The 20,358-nt window shown below is 62.4% G+C and carries 18 protein-coding genes and 1 tRNA gene; 7 read left to right on the top strand and 12 right to left on the bottom strand.

Annotation, left to right across the window (positions count from 1 at the left end):
• Positions 1-196 precede the first annotated feature (196 nt).
• The 11 genes from BMY91_RS04040 to argS all read right to left on the bottom strand — a co-directional run bounded on the left by BMY91_RS04040 (position 197) and on the right by argS (position 14,032).
• Positions 197-1,153, bottom strand: coding sequence for a glycosyltransferase (locus BMY91_RS04040; protein ID WP_090818570.1), 957 nt, complete (start codon positions 1,151-1,153; stop codon positions 197-199).
• Positions 1,154-1,939, bottom strand: coding sequence for a WecB/TagA/CpsF family glycosyltransferase (locus BMY91_RS04035; protein ID WP_090818567.1), 786 nt, complete (start codon positions 1,937-1,939; stop codon positions 1,154-1,156). It lies immediately after the preceding gene.
• On the bottom strand, positions 1,936-2,847 hold the full coding sequence (locus BMY91_RS04030) for an L-threonylcarbamoyladenylate synthase (RefSeq protein WP_090818564.1): 912 nt from the start codon (positions 2,845-2,847) through the stop codon (positions 1,936-1,938). Before BMY91_RS04030 ends, BMY91_RS04035 begins: the two co-directional genes overlap by 4 nt.
• Positions 2,848-2,859: 12 nt before the next feature.
• Positions 2,860-3,732: a peptide chain release factor N(5)-glutamine methyltransferase gene (prmC, locus tag BMY91_RS04025; protein ID WP_090818561.1), complete on the bottom strand. Its 873-nt coding sequence runs from the start codon at positions 3,730-3,732 to the stop codon at positions 2,860-2,862.
• Between the two features lie 46 nt (positions 3,733-3,778).
• The gene (gene prfA, locus BMY91_RS04020; RefSeq protein WP_014922181.1) at positions 3,779-4,852 is read right to left on the bottom strand and encodes a peptide chain release factor 1; all 1,074 of its coding nucleotides are present in this window, start codon (positions 4,850-4,852) and stop codon (positions 3,779-3,781) included.
• Between the two features lie 255 nt (positions 4,853-5,107).
• Positions 5,108-7,210, bottom strand: coding sequence for a transcription termination factor Rho (rho, locus tag BMY91_RS04015; protein ID WP_090818558.1), 2,103 nt, complete (start codon positions 7,208-7,210; stop codon positions 5,108-5,110).
• 305 nt (positions 7,211-7,515) lie between these two features.
• On the bottom strand, positions 7,516-8,490 hold the full coding sequence (gene thrB / locus BMY91_RS04005) for a homoserine kinase (RefSeq protein ID WP_090818553.1): 975 nt from the start codon (positions 8,488-8,490) through the stop codon (positions 7,516-7,518).
• A 2-nt stretch (positions 8,491-8,492) separates the two neighbouring features.
• Complete coding sequence (gene thrC / locus BMY91_RS04000; protein WP_090818550.1) at positions 8,493-9,596, bottom strand: threonine synthase; 1,104 nt, start codon at positions 9,594-9,596, stop codon at positions 8,493-8,495.
• Positions 9,597-10,913: a homoserine dehydrogenase gene (locus BMY91_RS03995; protein WP_090818548.1), complete on the bottom strand. Its 1,317-nt coding sequence runs from the start codon at positions 10,911-10,913 to the stop codon at positions 9,597-9,599.
• Complete coding sequence (gene lysA / locus BMY91_RS03990) at positions 10,906-12,378, bottom strand: diaminopimelate decarboxylase (RefSeq protein WP_090818545.1); 1,473 nt, start codon at positions 12,376-12,378, stop codon at positions 10,906-10,908. Before lysA ends, BMY91_RS03995 begins: the two co-directional genes overlap by 8 nt.
• 4 nt (positions 12,379-12,382) lie before the next feature.
• Entirely contained in the window at positions 12,383-14,032 is a 1,650-nt protein-coding gene (gene argS / locus BMY91_RS03985) for an arginine--tRNA ligase (protein WP_090818542.1), read from the bottom strand.
• 217 nt (positions 14,033-14,249) lie between these two features.
• On the opposite strand from argS, the gene BMY91_RS03980 reads away from it, so the two are divergent.
• The 6 genes from BMY91_RS03980 (at position 14,250) to BMY91_RS03955 (ending at position 18,876) form a co-directional block, all read left to right on the top strand.
• A complete protein-coding gene (locus BMY91_RS03980) occupies positions 14,250-14,738 on the top strand; it encodes an FMN-binding protein (RefSeq protein ID WP_090818540.1) in 489 nt (162 codons plus the stop codon).
• 4 nt (positions 14,739-14,742) lie between these two features.
• Entirely contained in the window at positions 14,743-15,615 is an 873-nt protein-coding gene (locus BMY91_RS03975) for an FAD:protein FMN transferase (protein ID WP_090818537.1), read from the top strand.
• Positions 15,612-17,114, top strand: a complete 1,503-nt coding sequence (locus tag BMY91_RS03970) for an FAD-dependent oxidoreductase (RefSeq protein ID WP_090818535.1) — start codon at positions 15,612-15,614, stop codon at positions 17,112-17,114. Before BMY91_RS03975 ends, BMY91_RS03970 begins: the two co-directional genes overlap by 4 nt.
• A 109-nt stretch (positions 17,115-17,223) precedes the next feature.
• A tRNA-Arg gene (locus tag BMY91_RS03965) sits at positions 17,224-17,296 on the top strand.
• A 157-nt stretch (positions 17,297-17,453) separates the two neighbouring features.
• A complete protein-coding gene (locus BMY91_RS03960) occupies positions 17,454-18,494 on the top strand; it encodes a M4 family metallopeptidase (protein ID WP_143054038.1) in 1,041 nt (346 codons plus the stop codon).
• 79 nt (positions 18,495-18,573) lie between these two features.
• Complete coding sequence (locus tag BMY91_RS03955; protein WP_090818531.1) at positions 18,574-18,876, top strand: protealysin inhibitor emfourin; 303 nt, start codon at positions 18,574-18,576, stop codon at positions 18,874-18,876.
• A 23-nt stretch (positions 18,877-18,899) separates the two neighbouring features.
• On the opposite strand, the gene BMY91_RS03950 is transcribed toward BMY91_RS03955, so the two are convergent.
• On the bottom strand, positions 18,900-19,868 hold the full coding sequence (locus BMY91_RS03950; RefSeq protein ID WP_090818528.1) for a GlxA family transcriptional regulator: 969 nt from the start codon (positions 19,866-19,868) through the stop codon (positions 18,900-18,902).
• A gap of 81 nt (positions 19,869-19,949) precedes the next feature.
• Here BMY91_RS03950 and BMY91_RS23070 point away from each other — a divergent pair, with 81 nt between their 5' ends.
• Positions 19,950-20,120: a hypothetical protein gene (locus tag BMY91_RS23070; RefSeq protein ID WP_175538583.1), complete on the top strand. Its 171-nt coding sequence runs from the start codon at positions 19,950-19,952 to the stop codon at positions 20,118-20,120.
• Positions 20,121-20,358: the final 238 nt, after the last annotated feature.

Raw genomic sequence — 20,358 nt, 5'->3', positions numbered from 1 at the left:
TTCCGGGCAGCTCAAGGTGTGGAATTCTGTCTGTGGATAAATGGAACTACTCCGTCGCCATGCCTGCACCGGCTGTGCCGAATGTTGCGGGATTTCTGTGGACTCTAGTCACGATACTAATGCCAACGGCCGTGACCACCCTGTGACGCAGCCGCAAGGCCCCAGCTTGTTTGGCCGGGGTTTGGCTGCATTTCTGTTAGCTGACCGGTCCCTGGACGTTGCGCAGAGCGTAGATTCCCTCGAGCACCTGCGCGTTGGAGCGCGGGGATTTGAGGCTGTGGCGCAAGCCCTTGAAAAGGCCCGCCAGCAGCACTTTACGGTTCGGGGAAGCGGCAATGGTCCGGGTCCAGTTGCGCAAGGAAGCGCCGGTAAAGAGAAGCTTCTCCCACGGTGCCAGCGCACTGGAGCGGGTGTAGACCCACACCTTGTTGCGGACTTCGTAGTAGAAACGTGCTCCCGGATCGGCACCGGCGTCACCAAAAACCTTGGTGTGGTGATTTGCCACGGATGCATTGGTGGTCAGAGCGGTGGCACGGCGGGAGACCCTGGCGGTGTACTCAAGGTCATCATTCCAGATGAAGTAATCGGCAATTGGCAGACCATGCTTCCTGATCTCTTCCGCCCGGATCAGTACAGACACAAAGGAGGCACTGCGGATCTGGGTGGCGCCGACACGGGCGGCTGCGCTGCGGGCTACTTCAGCGGCGCCCATCCTGGGACGCATGCGGTTCATGGGGTGGTCCCTGCCATCGGTCCACACCACGCGGCTGGCAATAAATGCCGGGGTGTCCCCCGTTTCCTGTTGGTAGGCCTGCGAAACGTCCAGGGCCTCGCTCAGCGCGGAGGGCTGCGGTTCCGTGTCGTCGTCCATAATCCACACGTGGTCTGCACCGTGGTCCAGAAGGGCACGTTCCATACCAACCACGAATCCTCCGGCGCCGCCCACATTCGTGTTCAGCGTGACGACGTCCGTGGTCACCGGCCCTTCGTAGTTGCGGAGAAACTCTGCCGTTCCGTCCGTGGAAGCGTTGTCAACGACAACGACGGCGTCCGGCACCTGGGTGCCGGCTGCGATGCCCGCCAGGGTGGTTTGGAGGAGTTCGCGTCGGTTGTAGGTCACCACAACAGCGACCACGACAGCTTGGGACGTCATTTACTTGCCTTTGGTCTTGGGTGTTTGAAATCTCCGCCGCACGAGCAGTCCGGCCAGCTTCCATGGTTCAACGAAAACTCTGTAGGCAACCCGGCCCGGGTGCAGAACAAGACGCCAAGCCCATTCAAGGCCGAGTCGCCCGAGCCACCTCGGCGCCAGTTTCTGGATACCTGCCACCTGCTCAATGGCACCGCCCACGGTGCAGTAAACAGCCGGAGGCAGTTGTCCAAGCCTCCGATGCAGGACGGTTTCCTGGAGGGGCATTCCCAATCCCAGCAAAACAAGCTGGGGACGGAATTCCTTAAGCCATTCCACCACAGCTCCTTCCAGGGCCTCGTCCCATGCTTCGCCGGGCATGCCGTCCACTGTCGCACCGGGAATGATGGACCGCAACCGTGCTATAGCCGTGGTGTTGGCGTCTCGACCGGCACCGATCACAGCCACGCGTTCAAGGCCAGGAACACGGCCGAGTTCCGGGATCCAATCCATCGATCCGAGCCGGTAGGCCATGGGCTTTTCGCCCAGGAGCCGCAATTCCCGCCTGTGGGCGAACCCCCACAGCATCGCGACGGGGGCGCCGTCGAGGAGGACGATCGAGCTGTTCTGGTACAGCGAACTGAAATTCCGACAGGAATGAAACAGGGTGATGCTGTGGAGGTTATGTCCCAGCACGGTGCTCATGGTGCCGGCAGTGATGAGTCCGCCGATGGCCTCAATGAGCTCATTGACGCGCAGCGGAGTGGCGTCGACGTCAAGGACGGGGACGCGCTGGCGCTCCGGAATCATTCGGGCTTGGCTTCTCGTTGGGCGTTCCGATCCACTGCTTCGCCCGGCGCCGGCACTTCGACGGCGGTGGCTTCTGCTGCTTCAACCGGCACAACATCAACCACACTTGTCGCTTCAACTGAAGGTGCGGATTCCGCAGGCTCGGCCACATCGGTCTCCGCAACCGCATTGTTGTCAGCCTCAGCCTCGTCGGTAGCCGTCTCTTCGGCGACAGTCTCCTGAGGGACTTCCGCTGCGGCAGCAACAGTCTCGCCGAAGCCGAGTACCGAAGGAACGATCTCGCGAAGACGCTCAAGTGAGATTGCACCCTGGCGCACCACACGGAACGGGCTGGCTGTTGCGTCCACAATGGTGGAAGGCAGCGCGGCGGTGCCCTCTACCGGCCGGAAACCACCTTCCAGATAGACCTCAACCGACTCTGCCAGTTGGAGGCGTGCTTCCGACGCTGTCTGGGCTGCCTCCTGGCCCGTGCGGTTGGCTGAGGATACCGCCAACGGGCCCGTGAGCCCAAGGAGTTCCAAGGCAATCTGGTCATCAGGCATCCGAAGGGCCACGGTGCCCTTGGTGTCGCCAAGGTCCCAGTCCAAGGAGGGCTGCGCGTGCAGGATCAGTGTGAGCCCACCCGGCCAGAAGGCCTGCGCCAGCGCCCTGGCGTCAGCAGGAACCTCGGTGGCCAGCCCGTCCAAGGCGTTGATCCTCGGGATCAGCACTGGTGGAGGCATCTGACGGCTGCGGCCCTTGGACGCCAGCAACATCGTCACGGCCAAAGGGGAAAAAGCATCGGCGGCAATGCCGTACACAGTGTCCGTCGGCAGCACGATGCACTTCTTTTCGCTGATGGCACGCTGGGCGTGCTGAAGTCCTTCGGCACGCTGGTCATCTGAAGTGCAGTTATAGGTTGTGGTCACAGCGCTATTCTTTCACTCATCAGGAGCGGTGCTTGCCAGCACAGCGCTGGTGGCACGTTCCTTGCCGTTCAGGTCGAAGTGTGTGGTGACGTCATTCCAGTGGCCTGCGCGTCGCAGCATCCCGGCGATCCACTCCGCCTGGACCTCCGCGTGCTCCATCACGAAGTAGCCGCCGGGTTTCAGAAGCCGGGCCGCGGAGGCAGCTGCCGCCGTCGGGAGTTCCATGCCGTCCGCTCCCCCACCGTACAGGGCCTCCGGGGGATCATGGAGCGCGACTTCCGGTTCTGTGGGTATCGCCTCAGCGGGGATGTAGGGCGGGTTGGAGACGACGACGTCGAAGGTTCCGTTGTGTTCTGGCAGCGCATCCCGCAGATCGCCCTGAATGAGGGTGACGCCCAGTGGTTCGAGATTTTTGGCGGCCCAGGCGTGCGCAAATGTACTAAATTCAACGGCGTGGACGTCGGCATCCGGAATCTCGTGGGCTATGGAACCGGCGATGGCACCGGACCCTGTACCGAGATCCACCACTTTGGGTTTGCGTACTCCGGCCAAGTGGTCGATGACCAGCTGGACCACTGATTCCGTTTCGGGCCGGGGAATGAAGACACCCGGGCCCACGCGCAGCTCCAGGTAACGGAAATACGCGACGCCGGTGATGTGCTGCAAGGGGACACGCCCGGCGCGCTCCTCCACCAGTTCACGATAGCCCTCCGGGGCAGGCGTGTCCCCCAGAAGCATTGCACGGAGTCTGCCGAGACCGACACCGAGCAAATGGTCGGCCAGCAATTCGGCGTCCACCCTCGGCGTCGGAACCCCGGCGTCGGTGAGGACGGCAGTGGCCTCCCGGACGGCGTCCGCGAGGCTCTGGCCCTGGTAAAACGTCATGGATCTACTCTGGTTTGCTGGGAATCGGCAGGCTGGTGATCGGCTGCTACTCGCCGATTGCGTCCAGGCGTGCCTGCTCGTCCGCTTCAATGGCGGACTGAATCACGGGCTCCAGATCACCGTTCATGACGGCGTCCAAGTTGTATGCCTTGTAACCAGTGCGGTGATCGGCAATACGGTTTTCGGGGAAGTTGTACGTGCGAATGCGCTCAGAACGGTCCATGGTGCGGATCTGCGATTTGCGCTGTTCCGAGTTCGCGGCGTCAATCTGTTCCTGCTGGTGGGCAAGGAGGCGGGCGCGGAGAACACGCATGCCGGCTTCGCGGTTTTGCAGTTGGGACTTCTCGTTTTGCATGGCCACAACGATGCCCGTGGGCAAGTGGGTGATGCGGACCGCGGAGTCAGTGGTGTTCACGGACTGTCCACCCGGACCGGATGAACGGTAAACGTCGATCTTGAGGTCGTTCTGGTTGATCTCAAGCTCTTCGGGCTCGTCCACTTCGGGGAGGACCAGCACACCTGCAGCGGACGTGTGGATGCGTCCCTGCGATTCAGTCACGGGAACACGCTGCACCCGGTGCACGCCGCCTTCAAACTTCAAGCGCGCAAATACACCTTGCGCGGGATCGTTGGAGTTGCCCTTGATGGCAACAGCAACATCCTTGTAGCCGCCAAGATCTGACTCAGTGGCGGAAATCATTTCAGTCTTCCAACCGCGGGACTCCGCATAGCGCATGTACATACGCAATAGATCGCCAGCGAACAGAGCGGCTTCGTCGCCACCTTCGCCACCCTTAACTTCAAGGATGACGTTGCGGGCATCATCTGGATCACGCGGGATCAGCAGACGACGCAGCCGCTCCTGAGCGGCGGGAATCTGCTCCTCCAACTGCACAACCTCAGCGGCAAATTCGGGATCCTCGTCAGCCATTTCCTTGGCAGCTTCCAGATCGTCATTGAGCCCGCGCCATTTGTTGTACGCCTCCACAATGCCCTGAAGCTGCGCAGACCGACGCCCCAACTTCCTGGCAGCAGACTGATCGGCATAAACAGCAGGATCACTGAGCTGCGCCTGAATGGCAGCATGCTCATCAAGCAATCCCTGTACGGACTCAAACATTTTCAAACCTCTTTCGACTTCTACAAGTCTAATAACTGCATCGTGGAGTCACGTACAGCCCATCTGGCGGGCCCGCATGGGCCATATGACCTCGCGTGGTGTCAGGTCAAGGGTTTCGTTTAAACAAAGACCGCTCAAAATATGCCGGCCAGGGAGTGGCTTCGGGCCTACCAGTGCCGGGTAGCTTCCGATCGCAGATCGGAAGCTACCCGGCACAGGGGCGGGGCCGGCATATTTTGAGCGGTTAGAGCACAGCTATTTGTCGTTGTCCGACTTCGCTCCGAGCGTCGTCTTCTGGACCTGCATGAGGAACTCGACGTTGCTTTGCGTCTCCCGGATCTTGTTGGTCAGCAGCTCAAGGCTCTGCTGCTGCTCAAGTCCGGAAAGGACGCGACGCAGTTTCCACATGATCTTGACTTCTTCAGGCGAGAGCAGGTTCTCTTCGCGGCGCGTGCCGGACGCGTTGACGTCCACGGCCGGGAAGATGCGCTTGTCTGCCAGCTGGCGGGACAAGCGGAGCTCCATGTTACCGGTGCCCTTGAACTCTTCGAAGATGACTTCGTCCATCTTGGAGCCGGTCTCCACCAGAGCGGTAGCAAGGATGGTGAGTGAGCCACCGTTTTCGATGTTGCGGGCTGCACCGAAGAAGCGCTTGGGCGGGTACAGAGCAGCAGAGTCAACGCCACCGGACAGGATGCGGCCGGAAGCCGGTGCTGCCAGGTTGTATGCACGGCCCAGGCGGGTCATGGAGTCCAGGAGGACCACCACGTCCATGCCCATTTCCACCAGGCGCTTGGCGCGTTCGATGGAGAGCTCGGCAACCGTGGTGTGGTCGTCGGCGGGACGGTCGAAGGTGGAGGCAATGACCTCGCCCTTGACGGTGCGCTGCATGTCCGTGACTTCTTCGGGACGTTCGTCAACCAGCACCATCATGAGGTGGACCTCAGGATTGTTGGTGGTGATTGCGTTCGCGATGGACTGCAGGATGAGCGTCTTACCGGCCTTCGGCGGGGAGACGATCAGGCCACGCTGGCCCTTGCCGATAGGTGCCACGAGGTCGATGACACGCGGACCGATCTTCTTGGGGTCCGTCTCGAGGCGCAGGCGCTCGGACGGGTACAGCGGTACCAGCTTGGCGAACTCGACGCGGTCCTTGAGTTCCTCCGGCGTCTTGCCGTTGACGGAAGTGACGCGGACAAGTGCGTTGAACTTCTGGCGGGCAGACTGCTGGCTGCGGTCTTCACCATCACGCGGGGCGCGGATGGCACCCACCACGGCGTCGCCCTTGCGAAGGTTGTACTTCTTGACCTGTGCCAGGGAAACGTAGACGTCGTTGGCACCGGGAAGGTAACCGGACGTACGGATGAAGGCGTAGTTCTCAAGGACGTCCAGGATGCCCGCTACGGGCAGCAGGACATCGTCTTCAGTGACCTCGACGTCGTCAACGTCCGGTCCCTGTGCACGGCCACGGCGGCGCTCGTTGCGGTCGCGGAAGCGGTCGCTGCGGGTGTTGCCGCCGTCACGGCTGTCCTGACCGCCGCGGCGGTCGTTCTGGTCGTTGCGGTCGCGACGGTTACGGCGGTTACGGCGGTTGCCCGTGTCCTCGCCGTCGTTGTTGTCTTCACGGCGACCACGGGTGTTGTCCCGACGTTCGCGCTGTTCGCCTGAATCGGCCTGATCGCTGCGGTCAGCACGCTGCTCACGCTGTTCCGTGCGGTCAGCACGCTGCTCACGCTGTTCCGTGCGGTCAGCACGCTGCTCCGTGCGCTGCTCAGCTGCCGGTGCCTCGGCCGCTTCGGCAGGCGCTGCAGCGGCTTCGCCTCGACGACGGTTGCGGGTACGCGGCTGGCGACGCTCAGTGCCGGCCTCACCGGCTTCCGGAGCTGCCGGCGCTTCGGCAACGGGCGCAGCTGCGGTTTCAACCGGCGCGGCAGTAGCTTCCGCAGCTGCTACGACACCATCGCTGGTGGCGCGACGGCTGCGGCCGCGTCCACGTCCACGGGGGGCTTCCTGGGCAGGGGCCTCGGTGGAAGTCTCTGCAGTGGTGCCGTTGTCAGCGGCTTTGACCTCCGCTGCCGGGGCTTCCTTTGCCGAGGCGGCGGCTCCCTTTGCCGAGGCCGTGGCCTTGGCCGGTGCCTTGGTGGTGGAAGTGCCTGCACGGTGGGCGGAAATGGCCGTGACCAAATCTCCCTTGCGCATACGGGATCCCCCGGAAATTCCCAGCTGGCTCGCGAGAGCCTGAAGCTGGGCGAGCTTAAGGCCTGCGAGGCCGCTGCTCTTGGTGGTTGCTGCAGTTGACGACTCAGCAGCAGAAGATGTTGTGTCCACAGCTGAAGCCAGCTCAGTGGTTTCTGTCACGAAGGATCCTTCCCCCTCGACGGCGTCCAGAGCGAGAGCTGGACGCGATGATTTGTTCTGGGCTGCAGTTCAGATCTGCAGCCGGTGATTTCGGCCGTGCCTGATGGATTGTGGCCAACAGGGCCGGTTACTGATCGTCATCACTGGATCCGGTTGCCCGGACAGCCGGCTGAATGTTCAGGGAACAGAGAAGGTTCTCGGCACCTGAGACAGGCCGGAAAGGGACGACACCACCAACGTTGGCACAGTTGACGAAAGGTACGGCGAAACCACCGAAATCCAAAATCAGGGAACTGCCCGCGGCTTTACCGGCGGTGCACTTCCACTCTAGCACCTTGAACGTCCACAGCCAGCGTCATCACACGCCAGCCGACATCGGGTGTGTTGGCTGCCGTAAAAGCGGTGATGAAATCAGCAACCATGGCAGCTTCCTCTTCGCCATTGGCCAACACCATGACCGTTGGTCCCGCACCGGAAACAACGGCCGCATGGCCTGCAGAGCGAAGGGCGGCAATGAGGTCGGCACTGGGACGCATGGCTTGGGCACGGTAGCTCTGGTGAAGGTAATCCTCCGTGCCGGCGAGCAGGAACCCGGGCTGTGCAGTCAGTGCATGGATCAGGAGAGCTGCCCGCCCGGAGTTCATGGCTGCCGCATGATGGCCCACCGATGCCGGAAGCAGTCCACGGGCGGTTTCCGTGGACAATTCAAAGTCCGGAACCGCCACCACTGGAATAACGGAGGGGGCAACCTCGGCACGCGTACTGCTGTACTGCTCGCTGTCCTGCCATGACAGCGCCAGTCCGCCGAAAATCGCAGGTGCGACGTTGTCCGGGTGGCCTTCCATCTCGCTGGTCAGCTGCAGGATCCAATCGCGGTCCTTTTGCGATTCCTTCGGAACCAATGCGTTGGCAGCTGTCACCGCGGCGACTACGGCGGATGCCGATGACCCCAGACCGCGACCGTGCGGGTTCACGTTGTCTGCGGTGATTTTGAGACCAGAGCGCTGGAAGCCCAGGCGATCCAACGCCTGGTCAATGGCACGCACCACCAAGTGGCTGGCATCGCGTGGGAGGGTGTCGGCGCCCTCACCGGAGAGCTCGAACTCGAGCTCTCCGGTGCTGAGGGTTTCCACCGTCAAGGTGTCGTAAATGGACAGGGCCAAGCCGAGGCTGTCGTAGCCAGGGCCCAGGTTGGCACTCGTACCGGGGACCTTGACGGTCAGCCGCTGGCCTGCCGCGACGAGTGCACGATCGGTCGCGGTGGGCTGCGTTGATTCCACTCTTAGTTTTCTTCCAGTCCCAGTTCTGCGGCAACGGTGACGACGTCATTGGGCACCTTCACGGGCTGGACATCGCTGCCGTCTTCGGTGCGGAGAGCCCACTGCGGGTCCTTAAGGCCGTGCCCGGTAACGGTGATGACGATGGTCTTGCCGGCGGGCACCTCGCCTGCGGCGTGCTTCTTGATCAACCCAGCGACGCCGGCAGCTGAGCCGGGTTCCACAAAGACGCCTTCCTTCGCAGACAGCCAGCGGTGGGCGGCAAGGATCTCGTCGTCGGAGACAGCCTCGATGAGTCCACCGGATTCGTCGCGGGCTGCAACAGCGGTGTCCCAGGACGCCGGGTTGCCGATGCGGATGGCAGTGGCAATGGTGTCAGGCTCGGTGATCGGGTGTCCGGCGACGAACGGTGCAGCGCCTGCAGCCTGGAAGCCCCACATGATGGGCGTCTTGGTGGAAACGGCCGGAAGCGTGCCGTTAGCGGTCTCGAACGGCGCGGAGTACTCCTTGTAGCCCTTCCAGTACGCACTGATGTTGCCGGCATTGCCGACAGGCAGCACATGGATGTCCGGGGCGTCACCCAGTGAATCCACAACTTCGAAAGCACCGGTCTTCTGGCCCTGGATGCGTGCCGGGTTGACGGAGTTCACCAGGAATACGGGGTAGGCCTCACCGAGCTTCCGGGCGATATCCAGGCAGTTGTCGAAGTTGCCATCGACCTGGAGCAGGGTGGCGCCGTGCGCGATTGCCTGGCTCAGCTTGCCCATGGAGATCTTGCCTTCAGGCACCAGGACAGCACACTTAAGGCCAGCGGCCGTAGCGTAGGCAGCTGCAGAAGCGGACGTGTTTCCCGTGGAAGCACACACAACGGCTTTAGCGCCGGCTTCAACTGCCGCAGTCATGGCCATGGTCATGCCACGGTCCTTGAAGGACCCCGTGGGGTTCATGCCTTCAACCTTCAGGTAGACCTCTGAGCCGGTCAGCTCGGAGAGCTTCTGTGCGTGGACCAGCGGTGTGCCGCCCTCGCCGAGGGTGATGACCTTGGTGGCTTCCGTTACGGGCAAACGATCAGCGTATTCGCGGATTACTCCGCGCCATTGGTGAGCCACTTAGACCCCTTCTACCCGCAGAACGGATGTCACAGAATTGATGACGTCCAGGCTCTTGACGGCCTCGACGGTTGCTGCGAGTGCAGCTTCGGATGCACGGTGCGTGACGATTTTCAGTTCGGCCGACTCAACGTTCGAGGCAGAGTCGCGGTGAATCGTCTGGCGCATGATTTCGATGGAAACGCCGTTCTCCGCAAAGATGTGCGCGATCCTGGCCAGCACGCCTGCCTGGTCAGCGACGTCCAGGCCGATGTAGTAGCTGGTGTTTGAGGCGTCGATGGCCAGCGCCGGGACGTGGCCCGTGGTGGTTTCCGTGCGGCCAGGGCCGCCCAACACCAGACGCCGGGCAGCGGATACGAGGTCGCCCAGTACGGCAGACGCCGTCGGGGTTCCGCCGGCGCCTTGGCCATAGAACATCAGTTCGCCGGCATTCTCTGCCTCGATGAAGACCGCGTTGAATGCGCCGCGGACGGCGGCAAGCGGGTGTTCGCGCGGCAGGAGTGTGGGGTGGACCCGCACTGAAATGCCGCTGCCGTTGTCCGAGGAATCGATCTTCTCGGCAATCGCGAGGAGCTTGATGACGAAGCCGGCTTCTTTGGCTGAGGCAATGTCAGCAGCGCTGACCTTGGTGATGCCTTCGCAGTAGACGTCGTCCAGGGAGAAGCGGGTGTGGAAGGAAAGCGAGGCGAGGATGGCAGCCTTGGCTGCGGCATCGTGGCCTTCGACGTCCGCGGTGGGATCGGCCTCTGCATAGCCAAGGCGCTGGGCCTCGGCAAGGGCGTCGGCAAATTGCGCGCCGGTGGTGTCCATCTGGTCAAGGATGAAGTTTGTGGTGCCATTGACGATGCCCAGCACGCGGGTGATGCGGTCTCCGGACAGGCTGTCGCGGATGGGTCGGAGGATGGGGATCGCACCGGCCACAGCGGCCTCATAGGACAACTGGACGCCGGCTTTGTCAGCCTCTTCGTAAAGGGTGGGTCCATCCTGCGCCAGCAGGGCCTTGTTGCCGGTGACCACACAGGCGCCGTTCTGGATGGCGGTCAGGATCAGCGAACGGGCCGGCTCGATGCCGCCCATGAGTTCGATGACCAGGTCTGCCTCCTTGACGAGGGTATCCGCATCCGTGGTGAACAGTTCACGGGGCAGTTCAACGTCCCGCGGGGTGTCGATGTTGCGCACGGCGATGCCGGAGAGTTCCAAGCGGGCACCGCTGCGAGCAGCGAGGGCCTCGGCGTCGTCAATAAGAATCCGCGCGACCTGGGCCCCCACGTTGCCACAGCCCAGCAGGGCCACCTTCAAGGTTCGCACTTCAGACATTCGCCACTCCCATGTCGCGGTTCAAGAGATCTTCTTCGGTTTCCCCGCGGACAATCAGCCGGGCGGCTCCGTCGCGTACAGCGACAACGCCAGGCCGGGCCAGGTAGTTGTAGTTGCTGGAGAGGGCCCAGCAGTAGGCGCCGGTACCCGGTACTGCGAGCAAATCACCGGCTGCCACATCCGCGGGCAGATATACATCTCTAACAACTATGTCGCCGCTCTCGCAATGTTTGCCCACTACGCGGGACAGCTGCGGATCCGCCGAAGACTCCCGGGAAGCCAAAATTGCCGAATAATCCGCGTCGTACAGCACCGGACGGGCGTTATCGCTCATACCGCCATCCACCGACACATAGCGGCGCGGATACGTAACGTTCCCTTGCTGCGATTCAGCCTCAGGAGCGTCAACACGCACGGTTTTGAGCGTGCCGACCTCGTACAAGGTGAAAGTGGTGCTGCCCACGATGGCGCGTCCGGGCTCAATGGAGATGCGCGGGGCGGTAATGCCCAACTCTGCGCAGGTGGAACGTACGACGACGGCCATGGCCTGAGCGATTTCGGCTGCCGGACGCGGCGTGTCCACCGGGGTGTAGGCGATACCGTAGCCACCTCCAAGGTCCAGCTCCGGCAAGACTATGGAGTACTTGACCTGCATGGCGGCGAGGAACCCCAGCAGCTTCTGCGCTGCCACGGCAAAGCCATCCGGTTCAAAGATCTGCGAGCCGATATGGCAGTGCAGGCCCAGTAGCTCGATGCTGGAGTAGGAGGTGGCTGCTGCCACTGCTTCCTCGGCTGCGGAGAGGCCTGCTTCCTCCGTGGAGTCTTCCGCCATGGAGAGGCCGAACTTTTGGTCCTCGTGCGCTGTGGCAATGAACTCATGCGTGTGGGCATGCACACCAGGGGTAAGCCGCAGCATGACCTTGGCTGTTTCCCCACGGCTGGAGGCAATCTTGGCGACGCGCTCAAGTTCATCGAGGCTGTCCACCACGATCCTGCCAAGCTTCATGTCCAAGGCACGGTTGATCTCGGCGTCGGACTTGTTGTTCCCATGCAGCCCAAGGTTGGGGCCTTCGATTCCGGCACGGGCGGCGACTGCGAGCTCACCGCCGGAGCAAGTGTCCAGGCGAAGGCCCTCTTCGGCCACCCAACTGGCGACGGCCGTGCACAGGAATGACTTGCCGGCGTAGTAGACATCCACTCCCCCGCAAATGTCCGCGAAAGCTTCGTCAAAGGCGTTTTTGAACGCCCGGGCGCGGGAGCGGAAATCCGATTCGCTCATGACGAAGAGAGGTGTGCCGAATTTCTCCTTGAGCTCGCTCACGGGAATACCGTCGATGGTGACCTCACCGGCGTCGCTCTTCTCCACCCCAGCCGCCCACATGGGCGCCTGAAGCACATTGAGGTTGTCCGGGACAGCCAGCCATTCCGGGGCCAGCGGAGATGCATGTACTGCGTCAGTGTTCATTGCCCTACATCCGTTCCGGCGCCGAAACGCCCAGCAGTTCGAGTCCGTTGGCCAGCACCTGACTGGTGGCGTCGTTCAGCCACAAACGCGTGCGGTTGACGTCCTGCACTGGTTCTTCGCCCTGCGGGGAAACCCGGCAAGCGTCGTACCAGCGGTGATAGGCACCTGCGATGACTTCAAGGTGGCGGGCCACGCGGTGCGGCTCGCGCAGCTCCGCAGCCTTGGCAACGATCGACGGGTAGCTGCCTAGGTAGGAAAGAAGCTCGTTTTCCGTGGCGTGGTCCAGCAGTGAGGCGTCGAAGACGGAGCGATCCACGCCCGCCTCGGCAGCGTTCCGTGCCGTGCCACGTGACCGGGCGTGGGCGTACTGCACGTAGAACACCGGGTTCTCATTGCTGTGCTTCTTCAGGAGTTCCGGGTCCAGCGTCAACGGGGAATCGGCAGGGAACCGGGCCAACGAATAGCGAACCGCGTCCTTGCCAAGCCAGGAAATGAGGTCCTTGAGTTCGATGATGTTGCCTGCGCGCTTTGACAGCTTGGCGCCATTCACCGATACCAGCTGGCCGATGAGGACCTCGATGTTGACTTCCGGGTCATCTCCGGCGCAGGCCGCAATGGCCTTCAGGCGGTTGATGTATCCGTGGTGGTCGGCACCGAGGAGGTAGATCTTCTCCGTGAACCCCCGGTCCTTCTTGGAAAGATAGTAAGCGGCGTCCGCGGCGAAGTACGTCGGTTCACCGTTGGCGCGGATCATGACGCGGTCTTTGTCGTCGCCAAAGTCGGTGGTCCGCAGCCATACTGCGCCGCCGTCGTCGAACACGTGACCCTGCTCGCGAAGGCGCGCCACGGCAGACTCAATGGCACCGGCGTCGTGCAGTTCCTTCTCCGAGAAGAAGACATCGAACTCCACGCCGAATCCGGCCAACGTCGCCTTGATGTCGGCCATCTGTGCCTCGTAGGCTGCGGCGCGGATGACGGGCAACGCTGCCTCGTCCGTCAACTCGCGGATGTCCGGGTGGGCCTTCAAGACCTCGTCGCCCAACTCGCGGATGTATTCACCCGGGTAGCCGCCCTCCGGGACACCGCGGCCGTGAAGGCGGGAGAGCACGGAGTTGGCGAAGACGTTCATCTGCGATCCGGCGTCGTTGATGTAGTACTCAGCGGTGACGTCAGCACCGGAGGCGCGCAGGACACGGGCGATCGCATCGCCCAAGGCTGCCCAGCGCGTGTGCCCGATGTGCAACGGACCCGTCGGATTGGCAGAAACGAATTCCATGTTGACCACACGGCCTGCGAGCGCCGTGTTGGTGCCGTAAGTTGTTCCCGCCTCAACGATGGCCTTCGCGAGGGCACCTGCCGTGGCCGCGTCCACTGTGATGTTCAGGAAGCCTGGTCCGGCGATTTCCACCCCGGTGACACCGGGGATGCCCTGCAGGCGATTGCTGAGAATGCCTGCGAATTCGCGGGGATTCATGCCGGCCTGCTTGGACAATTGCAGGGCGATGTTGGTAGCCCAGTCCCCATGCTCCCTGTTCTTGGGTCGCTCCACTCGCACGGCGTCAGGCACGGCAGATTCCGTCAAGGCGATTTCGCCGGTAGAGACGGCGTCCTTAAGGCAGGCGGATATGGCAGCAGAGAGTTCTTCGGGAGTCACGCATCTAGCCTACCGGGGGCCCGCAAAGTCGCGGAATTAAGGGACGCTTATGTGGAAAATGCGGACATAGGCGGCTCACAGGAATGACTGCCTGGCGCCACAGACTGAACCATTACGCTGATTTCAACGTTGTGAAGACGTAAGAGGTGGCCTTCAAGGGTCATCCAACCGAAGCAACTCCTTGACCACATCTTGTCCAGTTGAAACGAGCAGACTCATGACTACGCCACTCCGCAAGAGCCTCTACGTCGGCGTCGCCGGCCTTTCCCTCATCGGCGCTGTGGCCGGATGTGCGCCCACCGCGCAGTCCCCGTCCACCCAGTCGACTCCCGCAGCCGAGAACGGCGGCCAAGCCAGCACCAGCAGCCCTTCGTCATCCGCTGCCGGCGGCTCCACATCGGCCACCACGTCCACCTATAAGGACGGAACCTATAGCGCGGACGGAACGTACACTTCACCAAACGGCCAGGAAACCGTCGGTGTGGAGATCACTCTCGCCGGAGACAAAGTGTCCGCCGTGAACATCACCACGCACCCGTCCAACCCGAATACCAAGAAGTTCCAAGGTGAGTTTGCCAGCGGCATTTCGGCACAGATCGTTGGCAAGGACATCGACGAACTCAATGTCTCCAAAGTGGCTGGCTCGTCCCTGACCAGCGGCGGCTTCAATGAGGCCGTGGAGCAGATCAAGTCCCAGGCGAAGTAGCATCATGCCGCATTCGGGCTGGAGCAGTTTCAGTTTCGAGGGGATCGGCACGCAATGGGAAATTTCGACGCCGGATGCCCTTCCTGCGGGCGATCAGAACCGGCTGCTTGAAACGGTCGAGGAATACGATCGGACGTACTCACGGTTCAGGGCAGACTCCTTGGTGTCCGGCCTGTCCCGGGAGCCTGGCCGCGTGGCACTCCCTGAACACGCAGCGTCGCTCCACAGTGTGTATGCCGCGCTGTACCGGCTAAGCCAGGGCGCCATGACACCCTTGATCGGCAGCAGCCTTGAACGGCTGGGCTACGACGCCGGTTACAGCCTCCAGCCCTCAGGTACCGCCATGGCACCTCCGCGGTGGGAAGACGCCCTGGACTGGAGCGGTTCCAGCCTCGTCGCCAAGGAGCCCTTGGTTCTGGACATCGGTGCTGCCGGAAAAGGCCAACTGGTGGATCTGCTGGGCGCGGTCCTGCGTTCAGCCGGGCACAGCGACTTTCTGGTGGATGGCAGCGGGGACATGCTGCACGCCGGCGGTCATCCCATCACGGTGGCACTGGAACATCCCTACAATCCGCGGCAGGCCATTGGCACCATTGAGCTACAGAACTCCGCTCTCTGCGCTTCGGCTGCCAACAGGCGTAATTGGGGCGACGGCCTGCACCATGTGCTTGACGGGACAACGGGCCAGCCCATCCAAACCACAGTGGCCACCTGGACCATGGCCGGGAATGCCTTGGTGGCTGATGCATTGGCCACGGCGCTGTTCATGGTGGACCCTGCCAGATTGGAAGAGGAGTTCGACTTTGCCTGGCTGCGCGTGTCTTCGGCGGGCGCTGCCACGTTTTCGTCCGGGTTTGAGGGGAGACTGTTCTCATGAACGCCGTGAAGTCACGATTGGACACCTGGCTGGGCCGTTTCACCATGTATCGGCTGATCTTGTGGGTGCTGATCATTCTGGTGGTCTACAGCATGGTCCTGAACATCCTGGGATGGCTGACGTTCGGACTCCCCCAAATGCTGGTTCACTTGGCCCTGTCTTTGGCCGTGACCTACGCCAGCAACCGGTTGCTGGCGCTGGTTTTCCGGACCACACCGCATTCGGAGTCTTCCCTGATCACCGGCCTGCTCCTGTACTTCCTGTTCTGGCCCACCTTCGCTCCCTTGGACATGGCCGGGGTGGCCCTCGCCTGCTTCCTGGCGAGTGCGTCCAAATATGCCCTGGCTTTCCGTGGCCGGCATATCTTCAACCCGGCGGCCGCCGGTGCCTTCATCACAGGTTTGACAGGACTGAACATTGCTACATGGTGGGCAGCAACTCCGGCCATGTTGTGGCTGCTGGTGCCCGGGGTCTTCATTGTTCTTTACCGCACACGCAAGCTGCTCATGGCAACAACCTTCATGGTGGTGGCCACAGGAATCGTTGGCATGGAGCTGCTGAGCCGCGGCATGACGTTGGGACAGGCGCTGTGGCAGCCTCTCGCGCAACGCCCCCTTCTCTTTTTCGTGGGCTTCATGCTCTCCGAGCCGCTCACCCTCCCGCCGCGGCGCTGGCAGCAACTGGCGCTTGCCGCCGTCGTGGGTGTTGTTTTCGCCGTCCCTTACAACCTGGGGTTCGTGGCCAATTCGCCGGAACTGGCGCTGCTGGTGGGCAACGCGATCGCATTCTTCCTGGGCCAGCGCGGGGGCGTCCAACTGACGTTCCAGGGTTCCCGGCCCCTGACGCCGGGAACCACTGAATTCCGGTTCGCACCGCACCGGCCGGTCCGATTTGCCGCCGGGCAATTCATGGAACTCAACCTGCCGCACCCGGGTTCGGACGGTAAGGGCCGCCGCCGCGTCTTCAGCATCACCAGCGCCCCTGACGCGCCCGAGCTGACCTTTGGGGTGGGCACGGCCGAGCCCCTCTCCACGGCGAAGAAGGCACTGCTCGCCCTTCAGCCCGGGGACAGCGTGTCTGCTACGGCAGTCGGCGGCGACTTCCTGTTACCGCGCGACGCCGGGAAGCCGGTCCTGCTGATTGCTGCGGGTATCGGCATCACGCCTTTCCTGTCGCAGCTGGCCGCCGATGGCAGCGTCCGCGACACGGTGGTGCTGTACCTCGCCAAAGGCCGCGACGAATTGGCGTGCGTGGAACAACTGGAAGCGTCCGGGGCCAGGGTGATTGCCCGGCTCGCCGATGGTTCCACTCCCCCGTCGTTCATGCTCGACGCCGGCAACGCCCGGATCGATGCAGGGCGTCTCAAGGAGCTGGTTCCGGACATCGCCGGCAGGGAAGTGTTCGTTTCCGGCTCCCCTGCGAGTGTGGATTCCTTGCGGGCCGCAGCCCGCGGCGCAGGGGCTCACAAGGTCCGCGTTGACTCGTTCGCGGGGTACTGATTCACAGGTTCGTGGGTGGAGCCCGCCGCTGTGGCACCGGGTTTTCATTTGCGGCGCAGTGGCTGCTAAGCTCTAGGACGTCCCACCGGCAACGGAGGGAACCCTGGATGCCCTCGTAGCTCAGGGGATAGAGCGTCTGCCTCCGGAGCAGAAGGCCGTAGGTTCGAATCCTATCGAGGGCACAACGAATACCCCGCCAGTCCTGCTGGCGGGGTATTTTTCTGTGCTGGTGAAGAACTATCAGTTCAAGGCTTGCCGGGCACACGCCGCCATATTGTCAGCCCCTGCTTCTAGGCTGATCCCAGTTGGACTTACCGATTGCCAAAGGGGTTTGCCGTGATGTGCTCGATCGTTCCGCCGTACATGCTTCGCAGGATTGCCGCCCAAAACGAACCACGGCTGCGTGCGGTAGCCCGCGCAGCCAAAGAATCCCTGCTTCATATTAAGAATCTGCAGGCTATCCGGACGGCTCCGACTCCCGTCGCGGCGCCCAGCGCCCGTCAGGCCAAACCCGGCCCGCCCAAGCGGACCATTTTCGATGCCGAGTCCTCCGAGACACTGCCCGGCCGCATTGTCCGGAAGGAAGGCGCCGCGCCTGTCGGTGACGTAGCTGCGGATGAGGCATACGATGCCCTGGGCAGCACGCACCGCCTGTACGGCGAGGTCTTCGGGCGCGACTCCATTGATGGCGCGGGACTGGCCCTGGATGCGACGGTCCACTACGGCAAGCTCTACGACAATGCCTTCTGGGACGGCTCCCAGATGGTGTTCGGTGACGGCGACGGCCAGATCTTCCAACGCTTCACCAAGTCCGTCAGCGTGATCGGCCATGAACTGGCTCATGGCGTCACCCAGTACACAGCAAATTTGGCGTATCGGAACCAAGCCGGCGCACTCAACGAGTCCATGTCGGATGTGTTTGGAGTACTTGTGGAGCAATATCTCAAGCAGGAGACAGTCAGCCAAGCCAGTTGGCTGATCGGAGAGGGCCTTTTCACCGATCAGGTCCAAGGTGCTGCCCTACGCTCCATGAAGGCACCCGGAACCGCCTACGACGACGATGTGCTGGGTAAGGACCCGCAGCCGGATTCCATGGACTCGTATGTGCGCACCAGTGCGGACAACGGTGGTGTGCATATTAACTCAGGCATCCCCAACAAAGCTTTTTATGTGGTTGCCTCGGAGCTGGGCGGCAGTGCGTGGGAAGCGCCAGGACAGATTTGGTATGGCACGTTGACCAGCGGGGCCTTGCCGGCGACCTGCACTTTCGGAAAGTTCGCCAAGACCACCGTTGCCACCGCCGAAGAACTGTTCGGCAGCGGTTCAACAGAGCATGACGCCGTCCTGAAGGCGTGGGAGACTGTGAAGGTCAAGGTTTAGTCAGTCGGCGGGACCGAACCGCTGTGTTCGGTCCCCCCGGTTGGCTGGCTCCAGGAGATCGAACGAGAAGCAGCCCGTCATGAAGATCACGGTCCAACGCAGTGGGGGAATCGCCGCAATGACACGTGTCTGGAGCGTGGAGGCTGTCTCCCCTGTTGACAAGGAACGGTGGCTGCCAATTGTTGAGGCCTGCCCGTGGGATGAAGCCAAAGGCCAAGCCAAAACAATCAACCAGCCCGACCGTTTCATGTATTCCATCCGTGCCGGTCAACGGCGCGCCACCCTTCCTGACCGTGCCGTCACCGGACCGTGGCAAGAGCTGGTGGAATGCGCCAAAGCCGAAGGCTCTGAGTCCAGTGGCCGGCTCGGCAGCCGGCGGTAACGCACCCCAGCCGCGGGCCTGAGTCAGATCGCTTCGGCCAGCTGGCCCCGGAAGGCCCGCCGGTAGCTCTGTGGACTCGTGTCCAGCACCTTGGTGAAATGGTGGCGCAGCAACACCGAGTGCCCAAACCCGGCCTCGCGGGCGATTTCATCGATGTTCAGTTCGGTGGTCTCCAACAGTTCCTGGGCGCGCAGCACCCTTTGCGAGTTCAGCCAGGCCGCCGGCGTCGTGCCGGTTTCTGCCCGGAATCTGCGGGCGAAGGTTCTGGGAGACATGTGGAGCCGCGCAGCCAACTCGTTCACACTGTGTTCCTCGTCCAGGTGTTCCACCATCCACCGCAACAACGCTTCCATCGGCGCCGAGCCGCACGTGGGCATAGGCCGGTCGATGAACTGAGCCTGGCCGCCGTCCCGGTGTGGAGGGACCACCATGTCACGCGCAATGGCGGCAGCGACATTGGCTCCCAGCTCGACGCGGACAAGGTGGAGGCAGGCATCGATCCCAGCTGCGGTACCTGCACTGGTGATGATGGTGCCGTCTTGGACGTAGAGAACGTTCTCGTCCACGATGATCTCCGGATAGCGGCTGGCCAGGTCCTGCGAATAGTGCCAGTGAGTGGTGCAGCGACGTCCGTCCAGCAATCCTGCGCGGGCCAAGGCGTACGCCCCGGAACAGATGGACATCACCCACGCGCCCCTGGCATGTGCTGCCCGCAACGCGTCCATGACCGACTCCGGTACCTCCTGGTCCCGACCGAAGGGAGCCATGATGACGAGGTCCGCATCTGCCGCTGCCTCGAGGCCGAGGTTTACGTGCAAGGACAGGCCGGACTTCATCCGGATGTCCCCCGGAACAGGGGTGACCACCCGGAAATCGAAGGCTGGAACGCCTGCGTTCCGGTCCGTTCTGTCAATGCCGAAGACTTCGAAAGCCGTGCCGAATTCGAAGATCGAGAAGTTGGGTACAACGATCACCGCGACTGATTTCAACATATCTCCAGTGTGGCAGAAAATTGTCTAAATGGGGCATTTCTGCCACTGTTTCTTGATCTGCCACAGGAGCAGGCTTGAGGCATGGAAATCTTCGGAATCATCCTCTTCATCGTCCTCATCACCGCCGTCGCAGCTACCATCTCAGCCCTGTTGAAGGATGGACGCGGCCACAACCCGCCCATCAACTCCAAAGAACCTTGGAGCGCATTTGACGCTCCCAGCAGCCCGTACTGGAACCCCCGCATCTACTAGGAGCATGCCAGGCCACTGCACGGTCCACCACGCCATAACCAACCGGCGCCCGTCTGTTCAAGGAATTCTGCAGGATTCCTACGAACGGCGGGCGCCCCTATGTGAAGGCGTATGTGAAGGGCATATGTGAAGGGCATATGTGAAGGGCATATGTGAAGGGCATTCCCTCAGTACCGCCCACGTAGGAGCGCCCAACCCACACCACGCACCACCCACCACCACGCACAACAGATGGACT

It is taken from the genome of Arthrobacter sp. yr096 (assembly GCF_900108925.1).
Lineage (GTDB): Bacteria > Actinomycetota > Actinomycetes > Actinomycetales > Micrococcaceae > Arthrobacter.
This window is presented reverse-complemented; position numbering and strand designations above follow the sequence as displayed.